Source organism: Kitasatospora setae KM-6054 (assembly GCF_000269985.1).
Taxonomy (GTDB): domain Bacteria; phylum Actinomycetota; class Actinomycetes; order Streptomycetales; family Streptomycetaceae; genus Kitasatospora; species Kitasatospora setae.
The window spans coordinates 1,962,606-1,978,061 of record NC_016109.1; the positions used below are offsets into that span (position 1 = coordinate 1,962,606).

A 15,456-nucleotide genomic window follows, 5' to 3' on the forward strand; every position below is an offset into this window, starting at 1 on the left:
CGGGCCGTACCACCACCGCGCCACGGACACGCTTCCGTCGCCGCGCCTTCACCCGCCGCACGGCGCAGGGCCGGTGCCCGGGGATCCGCTCCCCGGGCACCGGCCCTGCGACCCGCGACCCGCTCCCGCTCAGGGGCGGTCGCCCTTCTCGTAGCGGCGGACCACCTCGTCGGTGTGCCCGTCCATGATCAGCTCGCCGTGCTCGATCCAGATCGTCCGCTCGCAGGTCTCGCGGATCGCGTTGTTGTCGTGGCTGACCAGGAAGACCGTGCCGGCCTCCTTGCGCAGCTCGTTGATCCGGGCCTTGGAGCGCTTCTGGAAGCCCTGGTCGCCGGTGGCGAGCGCCTCGTCGATCAGCAGCACGTCGTGGGTCTTCGCCGCCGCGATGGAGAACCGCAGGCGGGCGCCCATGCCGGAGGAGTAGGTGCGCATCGGCAGCGAGATGAAGTCGCCCTTCTCGTTGATGCCCGAGAAGTCGACGATGCTCTGGTAGCGCTCGCGCACCTGGGCCGGGGACATGCCCATCGCCAGGCAGCCCAGCACCACGTTGCGCTCGCCGGTCAGGTCGTTCATCAGCGCCGCGTTGACGCCCAGCAGCGAGGGCTGGCCCTGGGTGTAGATGCCGCCCCTCGCGGTCGGCAGCAGGCCCGCGATGGCCGCCAGCATCGTCGACTTGCCGGAGCCGTTCGAGCCGATCAGGCCGACCGCCTCGCCCTTGTACGCGGTGAAGCTGATGCCGCGCACCGCGTGCACCTCGCGGATCGCGGGCGCCTTCTTCCGGGTGATGATCCGGCTCAGCGCCGAGGTGGCGCTGCCCTTGCCGGAGCCGGCGCCGTGCACCTTGTAGATGATGTGCACGTCGTCCACCACCACGGTGGGGACCTGGGCCTTGTCCACCGCGGTGGCCTCCTTGACGGTGTCGAGAGCTGCGTCAGCCACGGCCGTACTCCTCCTCGGACTTCCAGAAGAACACGAAGCCGATCACGAAGGCGACGACCGCCCAGGTACCGGCCATGATCCAGATGTGGTGCGGCAGGATCAGCGCCTTGTCCCCGTAGATCTTCTTGTCGAAGCTCTCCGGCATGAACGCGTAGCGCATCAGGTCCATGTAGACCGTCGCCGGGTTCCACGAGTAGACCGTCTGCCAGACCTCCGGCCAGGTCTTGATGTAGCCGGAGACGCTGTACATCACGCCGGAGACGTACATCCAGGTGCGCAGCAGGAACGGCATCAGCTGCGAGATGTCCGAGGTCTTGGCGCCGACCCGGGCCATCACCATGGCCAGGCCGGTGTTGAACATCGACTGCAGCAGCAGCGTCGGGATGATCAGCAGCCAGGTCATCGTCGGCGTGACGTTGTTGACCAGCACGATGGCGACCAGCACCACCATCGAGATCAGCAGCTGCTGGAGCTGGATCACGGTGAAGGCGATCGGCAGGCAGGCGCGCGGGAAGTGCAGCGCCCGGATCAGGCCGAGGTTGTCGGAGATCGACCGGGTGCCGGCCTGGATCGCGCTCTGCGAGAACTGGAAGACGAAGACGCCGACGCACAGCCAGGCGATGTAGACCGGGACCGAGTCCCGGCTCTTCATGATCACACCGAAGACCAGGTAGAACACCGCGCAGTTCAGCAGCGGGGTGAGCACCTGCCAGAGCTGGCCGAGCTTCGCCGTGGTGTACTGCGCGACCAGGCGGGCGGTCGCGAAGGCGGTGATGAAGCTGCGCCGCGCCCAGAGCTGGCGGATGTACTGCGGCAGACTCGGCCGCTTGCCGCTGACGGACAACCCGTACTTGTCCGCGAGCTGCTTCGGGGTCAGGCCCGCGTCGGAACCCCTTGGTGCGGAGAGGTTGACCGGGTCACTCAGTGTCGACACATTCGTCCTTCAGGGGGTCGGAATCCCCTGCCCGGGGGGACGGGACAGGGGACCGGGGCGTACCACGGGAGCTCTGGTCTGCTCGCGGCCGGCTCGGGGGCGAGCCGACCGGTTGCGATCAGATGATTGGCGGTCTGCCGAGCCTGGTCAAGCGCCAGACGGTGGACCACTTCATCGGCCGACGCGGACCGCAGGGCTCGCTCCAGCCGGCCCGGAACCCGCCGAGCCACGCCTTCAGCGCGGCCCCGGAGGGGCGCCTGAGCACGGTCAGCAGGAACCAGGTTCCCAGATAGAGAGGCACCAACGGGACCGGAAGGTTCCGCCTGGCCAGCCAGACCCGGTTGCGGGCCACGTTGTGGAAGTACGCGGCGTGCCGGGCGGGCGAGGTCGCCGGGTGGTGCAGCACCACGTCCGGGCGGTAGTCGATCGACCAGCCGGCGTCCAGCGCGCGCCAGGCCAGGTCGGTCTCCTCGTGCGCGTAGAAGAACTCCGCGGGCAGCTGCCCCGCCCGCGGGAACACCGCGCTGCGCACCGCGCTGGCACCGCCCAGGAAGGTGGTGACCCGGGAGCCGTGCAGCGGGTCGCTGGCGCGCAGCCGGGGCACGTGCCGCCGCTGGGTGGTGCCGGTCTCCGGGTCGGCGATCCGGAACGAGACGATGCCCAGCTCCGGGTCGGCGGTGAACGCCGCGCGCAGCAGCTCGGCCGAGTCGGTCCGCGGCAGCAGGCCGTCGTCGTCCAGGAACAGCACCGCGTCGACGTCCCGGCCGTCCGGGCCGAACAGCTCGATGCCGACGTTGCGGCCGCCCGGGATGCCCAGGTTCTCCGGCAGCTCGACGCTGCGCACGCCCTCCGGCAGGGCCGGCAGCGGGGCGCCGTTGCCGACCACCGCGAGCTCGACCGGCGGGCCCTGCTGGGCCCGGACCGACTCGATCAGCGCGTTCAGTTCGGCCGGGCGGTTGCCCATCGTGATGATGACCGCGCCGAGCCGGAAGCCGTCGCTCACCGCAGCCTGCTGGACAGCACGATGGACAGCAGGTGCAGGACGGTCTGCAGCACCGCGATGGCGGCCAGCACCACGACCGCGAGCCGGGTGAAGAACAGGTCGCCGCGGACCGCGTCGGCGATGCCGGCGGCCAGGATGAACAGCGACGCCTCCACCGCGCCGACCAGCCGGTGGAACTTCAGCAGCGAGGCGGCCCGGCGGGCCTTGGCCACCGCGGTCGAGCGCGGCACCGAGGCGCTGTCCTCGACGGCGGTCAGGCCGGAGCGGGCCCGGGCGACGTCGACCAGGTCGGTCTCGGACTTGATCAGGATCGCGCCGAGCGCGGCCAGCGTGCCCAGGAAGGCCCACTGCCAGGCGGCGTGCGTGCCCTCCCGGTGGAACAGGTCGGCGGCCCGCAGGCCCAGGCCGGTCAGCAGCGCGGCCTCGGACACGTAGTGGCCGACCCGGTCCAGGTAGACGCCGGTCAGCGAGGTCTGCCGGCGCCAGCGGGCCACCTCGCCGTCCACGCAGTCCAGCAGCAGGTAGACCTGGATCAGCAGGGCGCCGAGCACCGCGCCGGTCAGGCCGGGCACCACCAGGGCGACGCCGGCCAGCACGCCGGTGAGCATCATCAGGTAGGTCAGGCCGTTGGGCGTGATCACCGTGACGGTCGACAGCACCCGGGTGATCCGCAGCGAGATCCGCCGCATGTAGAGGCGGCCGGCCCAGTGCTCGGCGCTGCGGCGCTGGAGCATGCCCTCCGGGTGGATCACCGCCCGCAGTTCCTCGATCGACGGGCGCCGGGTGAGGTCGACCGGCGGGCGTTCAGCTGTTGAGGGCTTGGACATAGTCGGCGTACGCGTCCCTGATGTCTGTGGCGGAGAGGTCGAGGTGTTCGAGGATGGTGAAGCGCCCCGGTCTGGTGTTCGGAGCGTAGTGCACCGCTTCGGTGAACTCCGCGTCGGTGAAGCCGAGCTGATCGGCGGTCACCGGCAGCCCGTGGAAGCGCAGGCGCTCCACGATCAGCCCGGACAGTTCCCGCTCGCCCCGCAGGTGGCAGGCGAAGGCGGCGCCGAGGCCGACCTGCTCACCGTGCTGGCCGGGCCGCTTGGGGTGCAGCTCGACCAGGGCGTGCGAGATCTCGTGGCAGGCGCCCGAGCTGGGCCGGGTGCTGCCCGCGATGTTCATCGCGATGCCGGAGAGTACCAGGGCTTCCGTCAGCGTGGTCAGGAGGTCCGGGTCATCCAGGGTGCCCGGGTGCCGGAGCATGTTCTCGCCCGCCGAGCGGGCCATCGCGACGGCCAGGCCGTCGACCGGCTCGCCGGTCACCGCGTGCGAGAGCTCCCAGTCCGCGCAGGCCGAGATGTTGGAGATCGCGTCGCCGATCCCGGAGGCCACGAACCGCTTCGGGGCCTTCGCGATCACGTCCAGGTCGACGATGATGCCGATCGGGCTGGGCACCCCGTACGAGCCGCGGCCGGCGTCGTTGTCGAGGATCGAGACCGGGGAGCACAGGCCGTCGTGCGCGAGGTTGGTGGCCACCGCGACCACCGGCAGGCCGACCCGCGCCGCGGCGTACTTCGCCGCGTCGATGATCTTGCCGCCGCCGAGCGCCACCAGGGCGTCGTAGTGGCCGCGCCGCATCTCGTCCGCCAGCCGGACCGCGCCGTCCAGGGTGCCGTCGGCCACCCGGTACCAGTCCGCGCGGGGCAGCGCGGGCTCCAGGCGCTCGCGCAGCAGCGCGCCGGAGCCGCCGCTGATCGCCACCGCGATCCGGCCGCCGGCCGACAGCCGCCGGTCGGCGAGGATGCCGCCCAGCGAGTCCAGGGCGCCCGCGCGGATCTCCACGAAGACCGGCGAGGGCACCAGGCGGGTCAGTACTGGCACGCGATCCCCCGGGCCTTGGCGAGGTCCTCGTGGTTGTCGACCTCGACCCAGGAGACCTCGCCGATCGGCTGCACGTCGATGGTCAGACCGCGGTCGACCATCTCCTGATAGCCGTCCTCGTAGTACAGCTGCGGGTCCCGCTCGTACACGGCCTTCAGCGCGTCGGTGAGGGCGTCGGCGGCGGACGGGTTGATCACGGTGACGCCGATGTACTCGCCGGTGGCCTCCGCCGGGTCCATCAGCTTGGTGATCCGGCGGACGCCCAGCTCGGGGTCGACGACGACCTTCATCTCCTCGTCGGCGAGCTTCTTCACGGTGTCCAGCGCCAGCAGGATGCCGGGGGCGCGGCCCTCCTTGATCCGGCGGTCGTTGCCGTCCAGCATGGTGCGCTGCACCGAGGCCGGGTGCACGGTGTCGCCGTTGGCGAGCAGCAGGCCCTCGGCGAACAGCTCGCGGGCGCACCACAGCGAGTAGGCGTTGTTCCACTCCTCGGCCTTGTCGTTCTCGACCAGGGTGAGCTTCACGCCGTACTGCCGCTCCAGCGCCTCCCGGCGCTCGTACACGGCCTCCTTGCGGTAGCCGACCACGATCGCGGCCTCCCGCAGGCCGACCTCGGCGAAGTTCCCGAGGGTCAGGTCGAGCACCGTCCGCTCCCCGTCGACCGGCACCAGCGCCTTGGGCAGGGTGTCGGTGTACGGACGGAGCCGGCGGCCGGCGCCGGCGGCCAGGACGAGGCCGATCATTCGGGACTCCAGGGTCTCTCGGGTGCCGCGCGGCGCCGACCCGGGTCGGTCGTACCGCAGCACGGCCTGGTGCGGCCGCGGCTGCGGCGCGCCGAGTGGGCGGCCGCTGCGGGCCGCCCGGTGCCACTGATGGTAGGCGACCCCGGCGACCTGCCAGAACGCGGCCCCGAGCGGTTCGCGGTCGTCGCGGCGGTCGTGTCGGCGGGCGGGGCGGGGTCGCGCGGGGCGGTGGCCGGGCGGTCGTTCCGGTGATCGCCCCCTTGATCGTTCTTGTGATCATTTGCTGCGGGGTGATGAACATTTGATGATCAAGCTCGACCGCCAATCGAACGTTCCTGCCGATGGCGTCCTCCCCGACCCCCGGGCTGTGCGTCGCGGGCCCACGGCGGGTGGGCCATACGGCAGACTTGGGCCCCGACGCCGTCGGCGGACCGGCCGGTCCGGGCCGACGCGCGCACAGCCACCCCAAGGACCGGGGCCGGCGGCCCGGAGACCACGACCGGGTGAGGCGGCACCTGGTCCGCGTGCCGAAAGGGGCATTGTGCCCATGAGCCCTGCTGTCAGCCCGACCGAAGCCCTCTCGCCCGAGCTGGCCTCCGCCTCCACCGCCGGGAGCGCGCCCGCACCCGGCGAGATCCTGCTGGAACTGGTCGACGACGACGGCGTGACCATCGGGACCGGCGAGAAGCACTGGGCCCACCAGCAGCCGGGACGGCTGCACCGGGCGTTCTCGGTCTTCCTCTTCGACCGCCAGGGCCGGATGCTGCTGCAGCGCCGGGCCCTCGGCAAGTACCACTCCCCCGGCGTCTGGTCGAACACCTGCTGCGGCCACCCCTACCCCGGCGAGCAGCCCTTCACCGCCGCCGCCCGCCGCACCGCGGAGGAGCTGGGCGTCGCCCCCGCCCTGCTCTGCGAGGCCGGCACCGTCCGCTACGACCTGCCGGACGAGGCGTCCGGCCTGATCGAGCGGGAGTGGAACCACCTGTTCGTCGGCCTGATCACCGCCGAGCCGGACCCCGACCCGGAGGAGGTCGAGGACACCCGCTTCGTGACGGCGGCGGAACTGCGCGAGCTGCGGGCCGAGAAGCCGTTCTCGGTGTGGTTCGAGACCGTCTTCGAGGCGGCGCTGCCGGGGATCCGGGAGATCGCCGGGCGCGACTGGTGACGTGTGGCCGATGAGGTCGACGGGCCCGGCGGGTCGATGTGGTGACATCGGGTGTCGCGACATGGGTGTCGTGACATGGGTGCCATGACATCTGTGTCGCGGCATCTGTGTCGCGGCATCGATGAGCTGGCATGGATGTCGCGTCATCGATGATGCGACACATGATGTCGCGACACGGATGACCTGACATGGATGACCCGACACGGGTGACGCGACATCGATGACGTGACATCCGTGTCGCGACACGGGCCAGCCGGTCCGGTCGGCCTCCGTCGTGGGCCCAGCCCCAGCCCCAGCCCCGGCGGCCGGCCTCAGCAGTCGGGGTCGTCGTCGGGATCGGCCCCCGGGCCGGCGGTGGCCCGGGTGGGGAGCGGAAGGCTGGCCCAGATCACCTTGCCGCCCTCCTCGGTGCGCTCGACGTCGCACTCGCCGCCGGCCTGCAGGGTGATGCTCTTGACGAGCAGCAGGCCGCGGCCGCCGGGGCGGGCGGGGTCGTTCTGCTGGGCCTTGGGGCGGTAGGGGTGGCCGTCGACGACCGAGACGCGGACCCGGTCGGAGGTGATGGCGAGTTCGCAGACCACCTCCGGGGAGAGCACCGCCGCGTGCGTGACGGCGTTGGAGACCAGCTCGGAGACGATCAGCAACAGGTCGTCGACCAGTTCCTGGTAGCGCTCCCCCGCCATCCCCTGGGCCAGCAGCCGGTCCCGCACGGCGTGCCTGGTGCGCGGCACCGACGCCTCCTGGGAGACCGCCGCGAAGCGCCACAGGCCGGCCTCCGGGCCCGGGGCGGGTTCGCGGCCGGGGGGCCACCAGCTCGCGGCGTCGGGGTCCGCCTTGTCCGTCTGCTGTTCCACTGCACGCCGCCCTTCACGCGGTGAACGGGAGGCTCCCGCGCCGGGTTCCGGCCGGCGGCGGCTGTCGGGAATCGGGCGTTCCGCTCAAGGCTCCCTGGTGCACAGAGGCTAGGAGAGCACCCGCCGATGACCCGCACCGGGACTGGAACTACGCGTGTCGTGAAGGTTCCCGACCGATTCGGTGCGTGTCGTGAACCGTCCTGGCCGGTCGCGTAGCGCCGTGGGCCCACTGTTGCCGCCAGAACGCCCGTCCGAAATCCCGCCCACCCCCCGCCGACCCCTCGCCACCAGCGGAATCACCACCCCGGGGCCGTCCGGACGGGCAGGTTGTCCGGCTATGCCCGGTTCTTCGGCGGTCGGCGGTCCGGCCGCCGAAAACGCAGGTGAGAAGCACTCCCCGGGCCTGGTAGTGTTCTCTCTGTCGCCAGGGGGCAGCCGAAAGGAAGCCCTGAGGTGAACACCCGGTCCGGGTGGCGGAATGGCAGACGCGCTAGCTTGAGGTGCTAGTGCCCTTTATCGGGCGTGGGGGTTCAAGTCCCCCCTCGGACACCAGCTAAGACCCCAGTTGATCTGGGGTTTTTCTGTTTTTCGTGCTCGGTGCCGGGGTTGCGTGACCAACCGCGTGACCCACCGGAATGATCGTTCCGGCTCGGGCCCCAGCCGGTGGTTCACCGGAGTGGGGGCCGTCCTCGGTGCGAAAGGCCCGGCGGGGCGCCGCGGCCGGGGCGGCCGGAGGGGTCGGTTTCAGCCGGATGAAGCCGACTGCCAGGGCCAGGGCGACCGCGACGGTGCAGAAGATGTAGACGTTTCGGTAGGAATCCAGGGTGTGGCCGCCGTCAGCGGTGCCGCTGTTCTGCATGATGACGGCGAGGGCAGCGATGCCGAGGGCGCCGCCGAACTGCCGGGAGGTGGTGTTGACGCCGCTGCCGACCGCGAACTTGGTCGGCGGGGCGGAGAACGCGGCGGCGCTGGAGGTGCCCATGGTGGTGGCGCCCATGCCGATGCCGACGATGGAGCCGGCCGGCAGCCAGAGCGCGAGGAAGGCCGCGTGGCTGGTGAGGCCGAAGACCATCAGGAAGCCGCAGGCCAGGATCGCCACCAGGCCGAGCAGGGTGACGCCACGCGGACCGCCGATCCTCGGGGCGATCTTGCCCATGGCGAGGGCCGCGACGGAGGCGAAGACGGCGCCGGGGATCATCGCCAGGCCGGCCTCCGTCTCGGAGTAGTGCCACAGGTCGGTGATGTAGAGGACGCCGACCAGCAGCCACCGGTACTGGGCCATGCCGTAGAGCAGCGAGACCACGTTGGTGGCCGCGAAGCCCCGGTTGCGGAACAGCCGGGTCTCGATGGCCGGCACCGGGTGGGTGGTGGAGCGGAACAGCGCCAGGGCGAGGCCGACCAGGCCGGCGGCCGGCACCAGCAGCGTCTTGGCGGTCAGCCAGCCCCAGGTCGCGCCCTCGGTGACGCCCAGGGTGAGCAGGCCGACGCCGACGGGGGGAACGGCGCTGGTCAAGGTGACCGGCGATGCCGGGGTGGGGCGGAGCGCGGTGCTGGCGGAGTTCTCCCGGACCGCTCGGACCGCGGAGGCCGCGGTGCTCGGTTTCCGTACCGCCGAGAGGCGTTCGGGGGTGCCGCTGGACTCCTACCCGCCGGGGCCGCTGGTCCTGGTGGTGGACGACCTGCACACGGCCGACCCGCTGTCCGTCGAGACCCTGGCGGACCTGTTACGGCACCCGCCCCGGCCGTCGACGCTGTTCGTGCTCGGGTACCGCGACCGGCAGAACACCGGCGCGCTGCTGCGGGCCCTGGGCGGGCGGGCCGTGGAGATGCCGGTCGAGCACCTCCACCTGGAACCGCTGCTGGAGCAGGACTACGACGAGCTGCTGGCCGGAGCGGCCACCGCGGTCACCCGCCGCCGGCTGCACCGCGAGAGCGGCGGCAACCCCGAGTACCTGCGGGTGCTGTCGGCGGAGCAGAGCCTCTCGACGGCCCCGCTGAACGGCGGTCCCGTCCCGCGGCCGTCCCGCTCGGACTGCTACGCGGCCTTCGACAAGGAGCTCGCCCCGCCGGCCCCGGAGACCCGCGGCGTGGCGGAGGCCGCCGCGGTCCTGGGCGACGAGTCCGAGGTGGGCCTGGTCGCCGAACTGCTCGGCCTGCCACCGGCGACGGTGCTGGGGGCGATCGGCGTGCTGAGCCGGCGCGACCTGATCCGGCCGGTCGTGCCCGGCCGGTACTTCGCCTTCCGGCACCCGGTGGTCCGCCGCGCGGTCCACCACAGCGGCGAGCTGGGCCGGCGGGGCGTCCGCGCCGGAGCGGGCCCCGCACGTCGAGCAGTGCGCCGCCCACGGCGACCAGGAGGCGATCGGGCTGTTGGAGAGCGCCGCGCGGGCCGTCTCGCTGGACGACCCGAACGCCGACTGCTCCTGGCTCGGCACGGCGTTGCACGCGCTGCCCCAGGGGGCCGCGCACGACCCGCGGCGGGGCCGGCTGATGCTGCGGCCGGCCGAGGCGCAGGCCCTGTCCGGGCGGCTGCCGGACTCCCGCCACCTGATGCACCGGACCTTGGAGCTGCTCCCCGCCGAGGACCGCGCCGAGCACGCCGTCGCGGTCGCCTCGCTGGCCAAGGTGCAGCGGCTGCTGGGCCGCCCGGAGGAGACCGCCGCGCTCCTGCACCGCGAGCCGGAGGCCCTCGGCGAGGAGGTCACCCCGGCCTGCGCGATGCTCACGTTCGAGGTGTCCACCGGGCTGCCGCACCGCGGCGACCCGGACGGCGCCTACCGGGCCGCCGAAGAGGTGCTGGGCGTCGCCGCCCGGCTCCTCGACCGGCCGCTGCACGCCTCCGCGCTGGAGGTGACGGCGATGGCCGCCAGCGCGAGCGGGCGGCCCGCTCCGGCCCTGGACCACCACGCGAGCGCCACCGCGATGCCGGACGGCATGCTGGACGGCGAACACTGGCGCAGAGCCTGGACGCCACCGTGTGGATCGGCTGGAGCGGCGTCCTGCTGGAACGCTGGGACGACGCGCTGCGGCACTTCCACAAGGGCGCCGAGTTCGCCGCCCGGTCCGGTTCGCGGCTGTTCCTGCCGCACCTGCTCGCCGGGCAGGCGTACGTGCTGTGCGAGCGGGCCCGGCTGGCCGAGGCCCGCTCCGCGGCGGAGCACGCGGTGTACCTGGCCGAGCTGTCCGGCAGCCCGGAGGCGCTGGTCCACACGTACGCCGTCCTCGCGTACGTGGACATCGCGCGGGGCCGCCGGCCGGAGGCGCTGGCCAGTGCCCGGAAGGCCGTCGTGGAGCCGCCCCGGTCGGCGGGCGGGTGGAAGCGGATGATGGCGCTGCGGGCGCTGTCCGGGGCGAAGCTGCTCGACGGCGACGCCGAGGGCTGCCTGGCGCTGGTCGCGGAGGCCGGCGGGCCCGACCTGCCGCAGGCCGGCGCGGGCAGCCGGGTCGCCTGGTACGAGCTGCTGACCCGGGCCGCACTGGCCCTGGGGCAGTTCGAGGCGGCGGCGGCCCGGCTGGGCGGGCCCGGCCGCTACGCGCTGGCCGAACTCGCCCGCGCACAGGTGCTGTCGGCCGGTCGGCGGGAGGACGTGGTGCCCACCGCGCAGCAGGCCGTGCAGGGCCTGGAGCCGGCCGGCCGGTCGCTGGACGCGCTGCGGGCCCGGGTGGTGCTGGGGCGGCGCTGTGGCAGCAGGGCCGGCCCGAGGAGGCCGGGCGGGAGCTGAAGTCGGCCGAGTCCGCGCTGACCGGGCTCGGCGCCCCGGCCCTGGCCCGGGTCGCCCGTTCGGAGCGCCGCCGGCTGGCCGCCGGAGCGCCCCGGACCGGGCCGGGCGACTCGGAGCGGCCGGTCACCGCGCTGACCGGCCGGGAGCGGCGGATCGCCGCACTGCTCGGCGAGGGGCTGACCAACCGCCGGATCGCCAAGTGCCTGCACATCTCCGAGAAGACCGTGGGGACGCACCTGTCGAACGTCTTCGCGAAGCTGGGCGTGGCCAACCGGGCGGCGGTCTCGGCGATGATCACGCGCGAACGGCTGGGGGGCGACCCGGTGGCCGCGGACCGGCCCCGGGTCGGGAGCTCCGCCGTGGACCGGGCGTAGCCGTTCCGGCCGGTGGGACCGGGCATGCCGCCGGCTGCGGTCGAAGCCGGAACGTCTTTTACGGTCGCGCGGCCGGGGTCAGGCGCAGTCGGGGCAGAGGCCGCGGTAGGTGACCTCGGCGGTGGCGACGGCGAAGCCGAAGCGTTCGGCGGCGGGGAGGGCGGCGAGCGGGTCGCGGTCGGGGTGGACGTCGCGGATGGTGCCGCAGGCGGAGCAGACCAGGTGCTGGTGCGGGTGGTGGGCGTTGGGGTCGTAGCGCTTGGCGCGGCCGTCGGTGGCGACCTCCAGGACCTCGCCGAGGGTGACGAGTTCGCCCAGGGTGTTGTAGACGGTGGCGCGGGAGATCTCCGGGAGGCGGTCGGCGGCGCGCGCGTGGACCTCGTCCGCGGTGAGGTGGACGTGGTCGCCGTCGAGCACCTCGGCGACCACCCGGCGCTGCGAGGTGAGTCGCCAGCCGCGGGCCCGCAGTCGTTCCAACAGGTCACTCATCTTGTTCACCCATTCAGCTCAATATTCGCCCGAACTGTACAGCGGCGTCGCTGCCGCTCCCGATTCGAGCGGGATCATCACCCGTTTGACCCTCTTCTTGACTTAGACTGGGTCTATCTTAGGATCGGCTCCGAAGAAGAGCCAAGAGGTACGTCGCAACACCCCATCCGCCCGCTTCCGCCCGACCCCGGAGGGACTCCAGCCATGCCTGAGAACGACGACGCCATCGTGACCGACCCCAAGACCGAGGGTGCGGGCGGCTGCCCGGTCGCGCACGGCCGGGCGACCCACCCGACCCAGGGCGGCAGCGGCAACCGGCAGTGGTGGCCGGAGCGGCTGAACCTGAAGATCCTGGCGAAGAACCCGGCCGTGGCGAACCCGCTGGGCGCGGACTTCGACTACCCGGCGGCGTTCGCCACGCTCGACCTCCCGGCCGTCAAGCGCGACATCGAGACCGTGTTGACCACCTCGCAGGACTGGTGGCCGGCCGACTTCGGGCACTACGGCCCGCTGATCATCCGGATGGCCTGGCACAGCGCCGGCACCTACCGGATCTCGGACGGCCGCGGCGGCGCGGGCGCCGGCCAGCAGCGCTTCGCCCCGCTCAACTCCTGGCCGGACAACGCCAACCTGGACAAGGCCCGCCGCCTGCTGTGGCCGGTGAAGCAGAAGTACGGCCAGGCGCTGTCCTGGGCCGACCTGCTGATCCTGTCGGGCAACGTGGCGCTGGAGTCGATGGGCTTCCAGACCTTCGGCTTCGGCGGCGGCCGGGCGGACGTCTGGGAGGCCGACGAGGACGTGTACTGGGGCCCGGAGACCACCTGGCTGGGCGACGAGCGCTACAGCGGCGACCGGAACCTGGAGGAGCCGCTCGGCGCCGTCCAGATGGGCCTGATCTACGTCAACCCGGAGGGCCCCAACGGCAACCCGGACCCGATCGCGGCGGCCCGCGACATCCGCGAGACCTTCCGCCGGATGGCGATGGACGACGAGGAGACCGTCGCGCTGATCGCCGGCGGCCACACCTTCGGCAAGGCGCACGGCGCGGGCCCGGCGGACAACGTCGGCGACGACCCCGAGGGCGCGCCGCTGGAGGCGCAGGGCCTGGGCTGGAAGAACGCGTACGGCACCGGCAAGGGCGCCGACACGATCACCTCCGGCCTGGAGGTCACCTGGACGAGCACGCCGACCGCCTGGGACAACTCCTTCTTCGAGATCCTGTTCGGCCACGAGTGGGAGCTGACCAAGTCCCCGGCCGGCGCGCACCAGTGGAAGCCGAAGGACGGCGCCGGCGAGGGCACCGTGCCGGACGCCTTCGACCCGGCGAAGAAGCACGCCCCGCAGATGCTCACCACCGACCTGTCGCTGCGCTTCGACCCGGTGTACGAGCAGATCTCGCGCCGCTTCCTGAACGACCCGGCGGCGTTCGCCGACGCGTTCGCCCGCGCCTGGTTCAAGCTGACCCACCGCGACATGGGCCCGGTCGTCCGCTACCTCGGCCCCGAGGTGCCGTCCGAGGAGCTGATCTGGCAGGACCCGCTGCCGGCCGCCGAGGGCGAGCCGGTCGACGCGGCGGACGTCGCGGCGCTCAAGGCGAAGCTGCTCGACTCCGGCCTGACCACCGCCCAGCTGGTGTCCACCGCGTGGGCCTCGGCGGCGTCCTTCCGCGGCAGCGACCTGCGCGGCGGCGCGAACGGCGCCCGGGTCCGGCTGGAGCCGCAGCGCGGCTGGGAGGTCAACGACCCGGAGCAGCTGGCGCAGTCGCTGCGGGTGCTGGAGGGCGTCCGGGACGAGTTCAACGCGCGGGGCGGCAAGCAGGTCTCGCTGGCCGACCTGATCGTGCTGGGCGGCACCGCCGCGGTCGAGCGGGCGGCGCAGGAGGCCGGCGTGGAGGTCGAGGTCGGCTTCCGTCCGGGCCGGGTGGACGCCACCCAGGAGAAGACCGACGTCGAGTCGTTCGCCGCGCTGGAGCCGCAGGCCGACGGGTTCCGCAACTACCAGGGCAAGGGCACCCGGCTCCCGGCCGAGTACCTGCTGGTGGACCGGGCGAACCTGCTGAACCTGTCCGCCCCCGAGCTGACCGTGCTGGTCGGCGGCCTGCGGGTGCTGGGCGCGAACACCGGCGGCTCGCAGCACGGCGTGTTCACCGAGCGTCCGGGCACGCTGTCCAACGACTTCTTCGTCAACCTGCTGGACCTGGGCGTCAGCTGGGCCCCGGTCGCCTCCGACAACACGGTGTACGAGGGCCGGGACGCCTCCGGCGCGGTCAAGTGGACCGGCACCCGGGCCGACCTGGTGTTCGGCTCCAACTCGGAGCTGCGCGCGCTGGCCGAGGTGTACGCCTCGGACGACGCCAAGGAGAAGTTCGTCAGGGACTTCGCCGCCGCCTGGACCAAGGTGATGGAGCTGGACCGCTTCGACCTGGCGTGAGCGTGAGGGCGTGACGCGAGGGGGCCCGGGCCGCTGGTGCGGTCCGGGCCCCCGTGCGTCCGCGCCGGGTCAGCGGCGCAGTTCCAGGGTGCAGCACTTGACGGCGCCGCCGGCCCGGAGCAGTTCGGTCAGGTCGACGCCGATCGGGGTGAAGCCGCGTTCGCGCAGCCGCTCGGCGAGGTGGACGGCGGCCTCCGGGAGGACGACGTTGGCGCCGTCGGAGACCGCGTTCAGGCCGAACACCCGGGCGTCGTCGGCGTCGGCGAGCAGCGCGTCCGGGTAGAGCCGCTCCAGCACCGCGCGGGAGGCGTCGTCGAAGGCCGGCGGGTGGTACATGATCTCGGTGTCGCTCAGCACGGCGAGCGCGGTGTCCAGGTGGTAGTAGCGCGGGTCGACCAGCCGCAGGGTGACCACCTCGCGGCCGAGGAACTCCGCCGCCTCGGCGTGCGCGGCGGTCTCGGTGCGGAAGCCGGTGCCGGCCAGGATCCGCTCGCCGGCCACCAGCAGGTCGCCCTCGCCCTCGTTGACCCGCTCGGCGTCCCGCACCCGCCAGCCGCGCTCGCGGAACCAGTCGGCGTACGCGGGGCCCTCGGCGGCGCGCTCGGGGTGGCGGAAGCGGGCGCCGAGCACCCGGCCGTCCACCGTGGTGGCGCCGTTGGCGGCGAACACCATGTCCGGCAGGCCGGGCAGCGGTTCGATCAACTCGACGGTGTGGCCGAGGCGTTGGAACAGGGCGTGGAGCTGGTCCCACTGGGCGAGGGCGGTGCCGGTGTCGGTGGGCTTGGCCGGGTCCATCCACGGGTTGATCGAGTAGTCGACGGTGAAGTGGGCGGGCCGGCACATCAGGTAGTGGCGCGGGGTGGCGGTTCGCGGCGACACGGTGGTGTCTCCTTCCGGGCAGGGCGGAGCGACTGACGGTCGGTCAGTTCCGTTCCGC

General features: G+C 72.8%; 14 protein-coding genes and 1 tRNA gene. 5 read left to right on the top strand and 10 right to left on the bottom strand.

Annotated elements, in window-relative coordinates:
• Positions 1-129: 129 nt before the first annotated feature.
• From KSE_RS08655 to KSE_RS08680, 6 genes are all read right to left on the bottom strand, one after another.
• Positions 130-939: an ABC transporter ATP-binding protein gene (locus KSE_RS08655; protein ID WP_014134906.1), complete on the bottom strand. Its 810-nt coding sequence runs from the start codon at positions 937-939 to the stop codon at positions 130-132.
• Positions 932-1,873: an ABC transporter permease gene (locus tag KSE_RS08660; protein ID WP_014134907.1), complete on the bottom strand. Its 942-nt coding sequence runs from the start codon at positions 1,871-1,873 to the stop codon at positions 932-934. The genes KSE_RS08655 and KSE_RS08660 overlap by 8 nt, the downstream gene beginning before the upstream one ends.
• A 118-nt stretch (positions 1,874-1,991) precedes the next feature.
• Positions 1,992-2,837, bottom strand: a complete 846-nt coding sequence (locus tag KSE_RS08665) for a glycosyltransferase family 2 protein (RefSeq protein WP_033258021.1) — start codon at positions 2,835-2,837, stop codon at positions 1,992-1,994.
• Between the two features lie 35 nt (positions 2,838-2,872).
• Positions 2,873-3,703 carry a CDP-alcohol phosphatidyltransferase family protein gene (locus tag KSE_RS08670; protein ID WP_014134909.1) on the bottom strand — a complete coding sequence of 277 codons (831 nt, stop codon included), beginning with the start codon at positions 3,701-3,703 and terminating at the stop codon, positions 2,873-2,875.
• Entirely contained in the window at positions 3,681-4,742 is a 1,062-nt protein-coding gene (locus tag KSE_RS08675; protein WP_033258000.1) for an iron-containing alcohol dehydrogenase family protein, read from the bottom strand. The genes KSE_RS08670 and KSE_RS08675 overlap by 23 nt, the downstream gene beginning before the upstream one ends.
• Positions 4,730-5,485, bottom strand: coding sequence for a phosphocholine cytidylyltransferase family protein (locus KSE_RS08680; RefSeq protein ID WP_014134911.1), 756 nt, complete (start codon positions 5,483-5,485; stop codon positions 4,730-4,732). The genes KSE_RS08675 and KSE_RS08680 overlap by 13 nt, the downstream gene beginning before the upstream one ends.
• A gap of 541 nt (positions 5,486-6,026) precedes the next feature.
• On the opposite strand from KSE_RS08680, the gene idi reads away from it, so the two are divergent.
• Positions 6,027-6,650, top strand: a complete 624-nt coding sequence (gene idi, locus KSE_RS08685; protein ID WP_033258001.1) for an isopentenyl-diphosphate Delta-isomerase — start codon at positions 6,027-6,029, stop codon at positions 6,648-6,650.
• Positions 6,651-6,961: 311 nt separating this feature from the next.
• Here the strand turns inward: idi and KSE_RS08690 are convergent, their stop codons facing one another.
• Positions 6,962-7,504 carry an ATP-binding protein gene (locus KSE_RS08690; RefSeq protein ID WP_014134913.1) on the bottom strand — a complete coding sequence of 181 codons (543 nt, stop codon included), beginning with the start codon at positions 7,502-7,504 and terminating at the stop codon, positions 6,962-6,964.
• A gap of 464 nt (positions 7,505-7,968) precedes the next feature.
• Here KSE_RS08690 and KSE_RS08695 point away from each other — a divergent pair.
• Positions 7,969-8,056, top strand: a tRNA-Leu gene (locus KSE_RS08695).
• A gap of 1 nt (position 8,057) precedes the next feature.
• On the opposite strand, the gene KSE_RS08700 is transcribed toward KSE_RS08695, so the two are convergent.
• A complete protein-coding gene (locus KSE_RS08700; RefSeq protein WP_014134914.1) occupies positions 8,058-9,017 on the bottom strand; it encodes an MFS transporter in 960 nt (319 codons plus the stop codon).
• A gap of 1,462 nt (positions 9,018-10,479) precedes the next feature.
• Here KSE_RS08700 and KSE_RS45715 point away from each other — a divergent pair.
• A complete protein-coding gene (locus tag KSE_RS45715; protein WP_033258003.1) occupies positions 10,480-11,226 on the top strand; it encodes a tetratricopeptide repeat protein in 747 nt (248 codons plus the stop codon).
• 131 nt (positions 11,227-11,357) lie between these two features.
• The gene (locus KSE_RS44425; RefSeq protein ID WP_255519060.1) at positions 11,358-11,600 is read left to right on the top strand and encodes a response regulator transcription factor; all 243 of its coding nucleotides are present in this window, start codon (positions 11,358-11,360) and stop codon (positions 11,598-11,600) included.
• Positions 11,601-11,678: 78 nt separating this feature from the next.
• On the opposite strand, the gene KSE_RS08715 is transcribed toward KSE_RS44425, so the two are convergent.
• Positions 11,679-12,089: a Fur family transcriptional regulator gene (locus KSE_RS08715; RefSeq protein ID WP_014134917.1), complete on the bottom strand. Its 411-nt coding sequence runs from the start codon at positions 12,087-12,089 to the stop codon at positions 11,679-11,681.
• A 204-nt stretch (positions 12,090-12,293) separates the two neighbouring features.
• Between KSE_RS08715 and katG the strand changes: the two genes are divergently transcribed.
• Positions 12,294-14,519 (top strand): catalase/peroxidase HPI, encoded by a 2,226-nt coding sequence (gene katG, locus KSE_RS08720; protein ID WP_014134918.1) that lies wholly within the window; start codon positions 12,294-12,296, stop codon positions 14,517-14,519.
• A 69-nt stretch (positions 14,520-14,588) separates the two neighbouring features.
• On the opposite strand, the gene ddaH is transcribed toward katG, so the two are convergent.
• Entirely contained in the window at positions 14,589-15,398 is an 810-nt protein-coding gene (ddaH, locus tag KSE_RS08725) for a dimethylargininase (protein ID WP_014134919.1), read from the bottom strand.
• Positions 15,399-15,456: the final 58 nt, after the last annotated feature.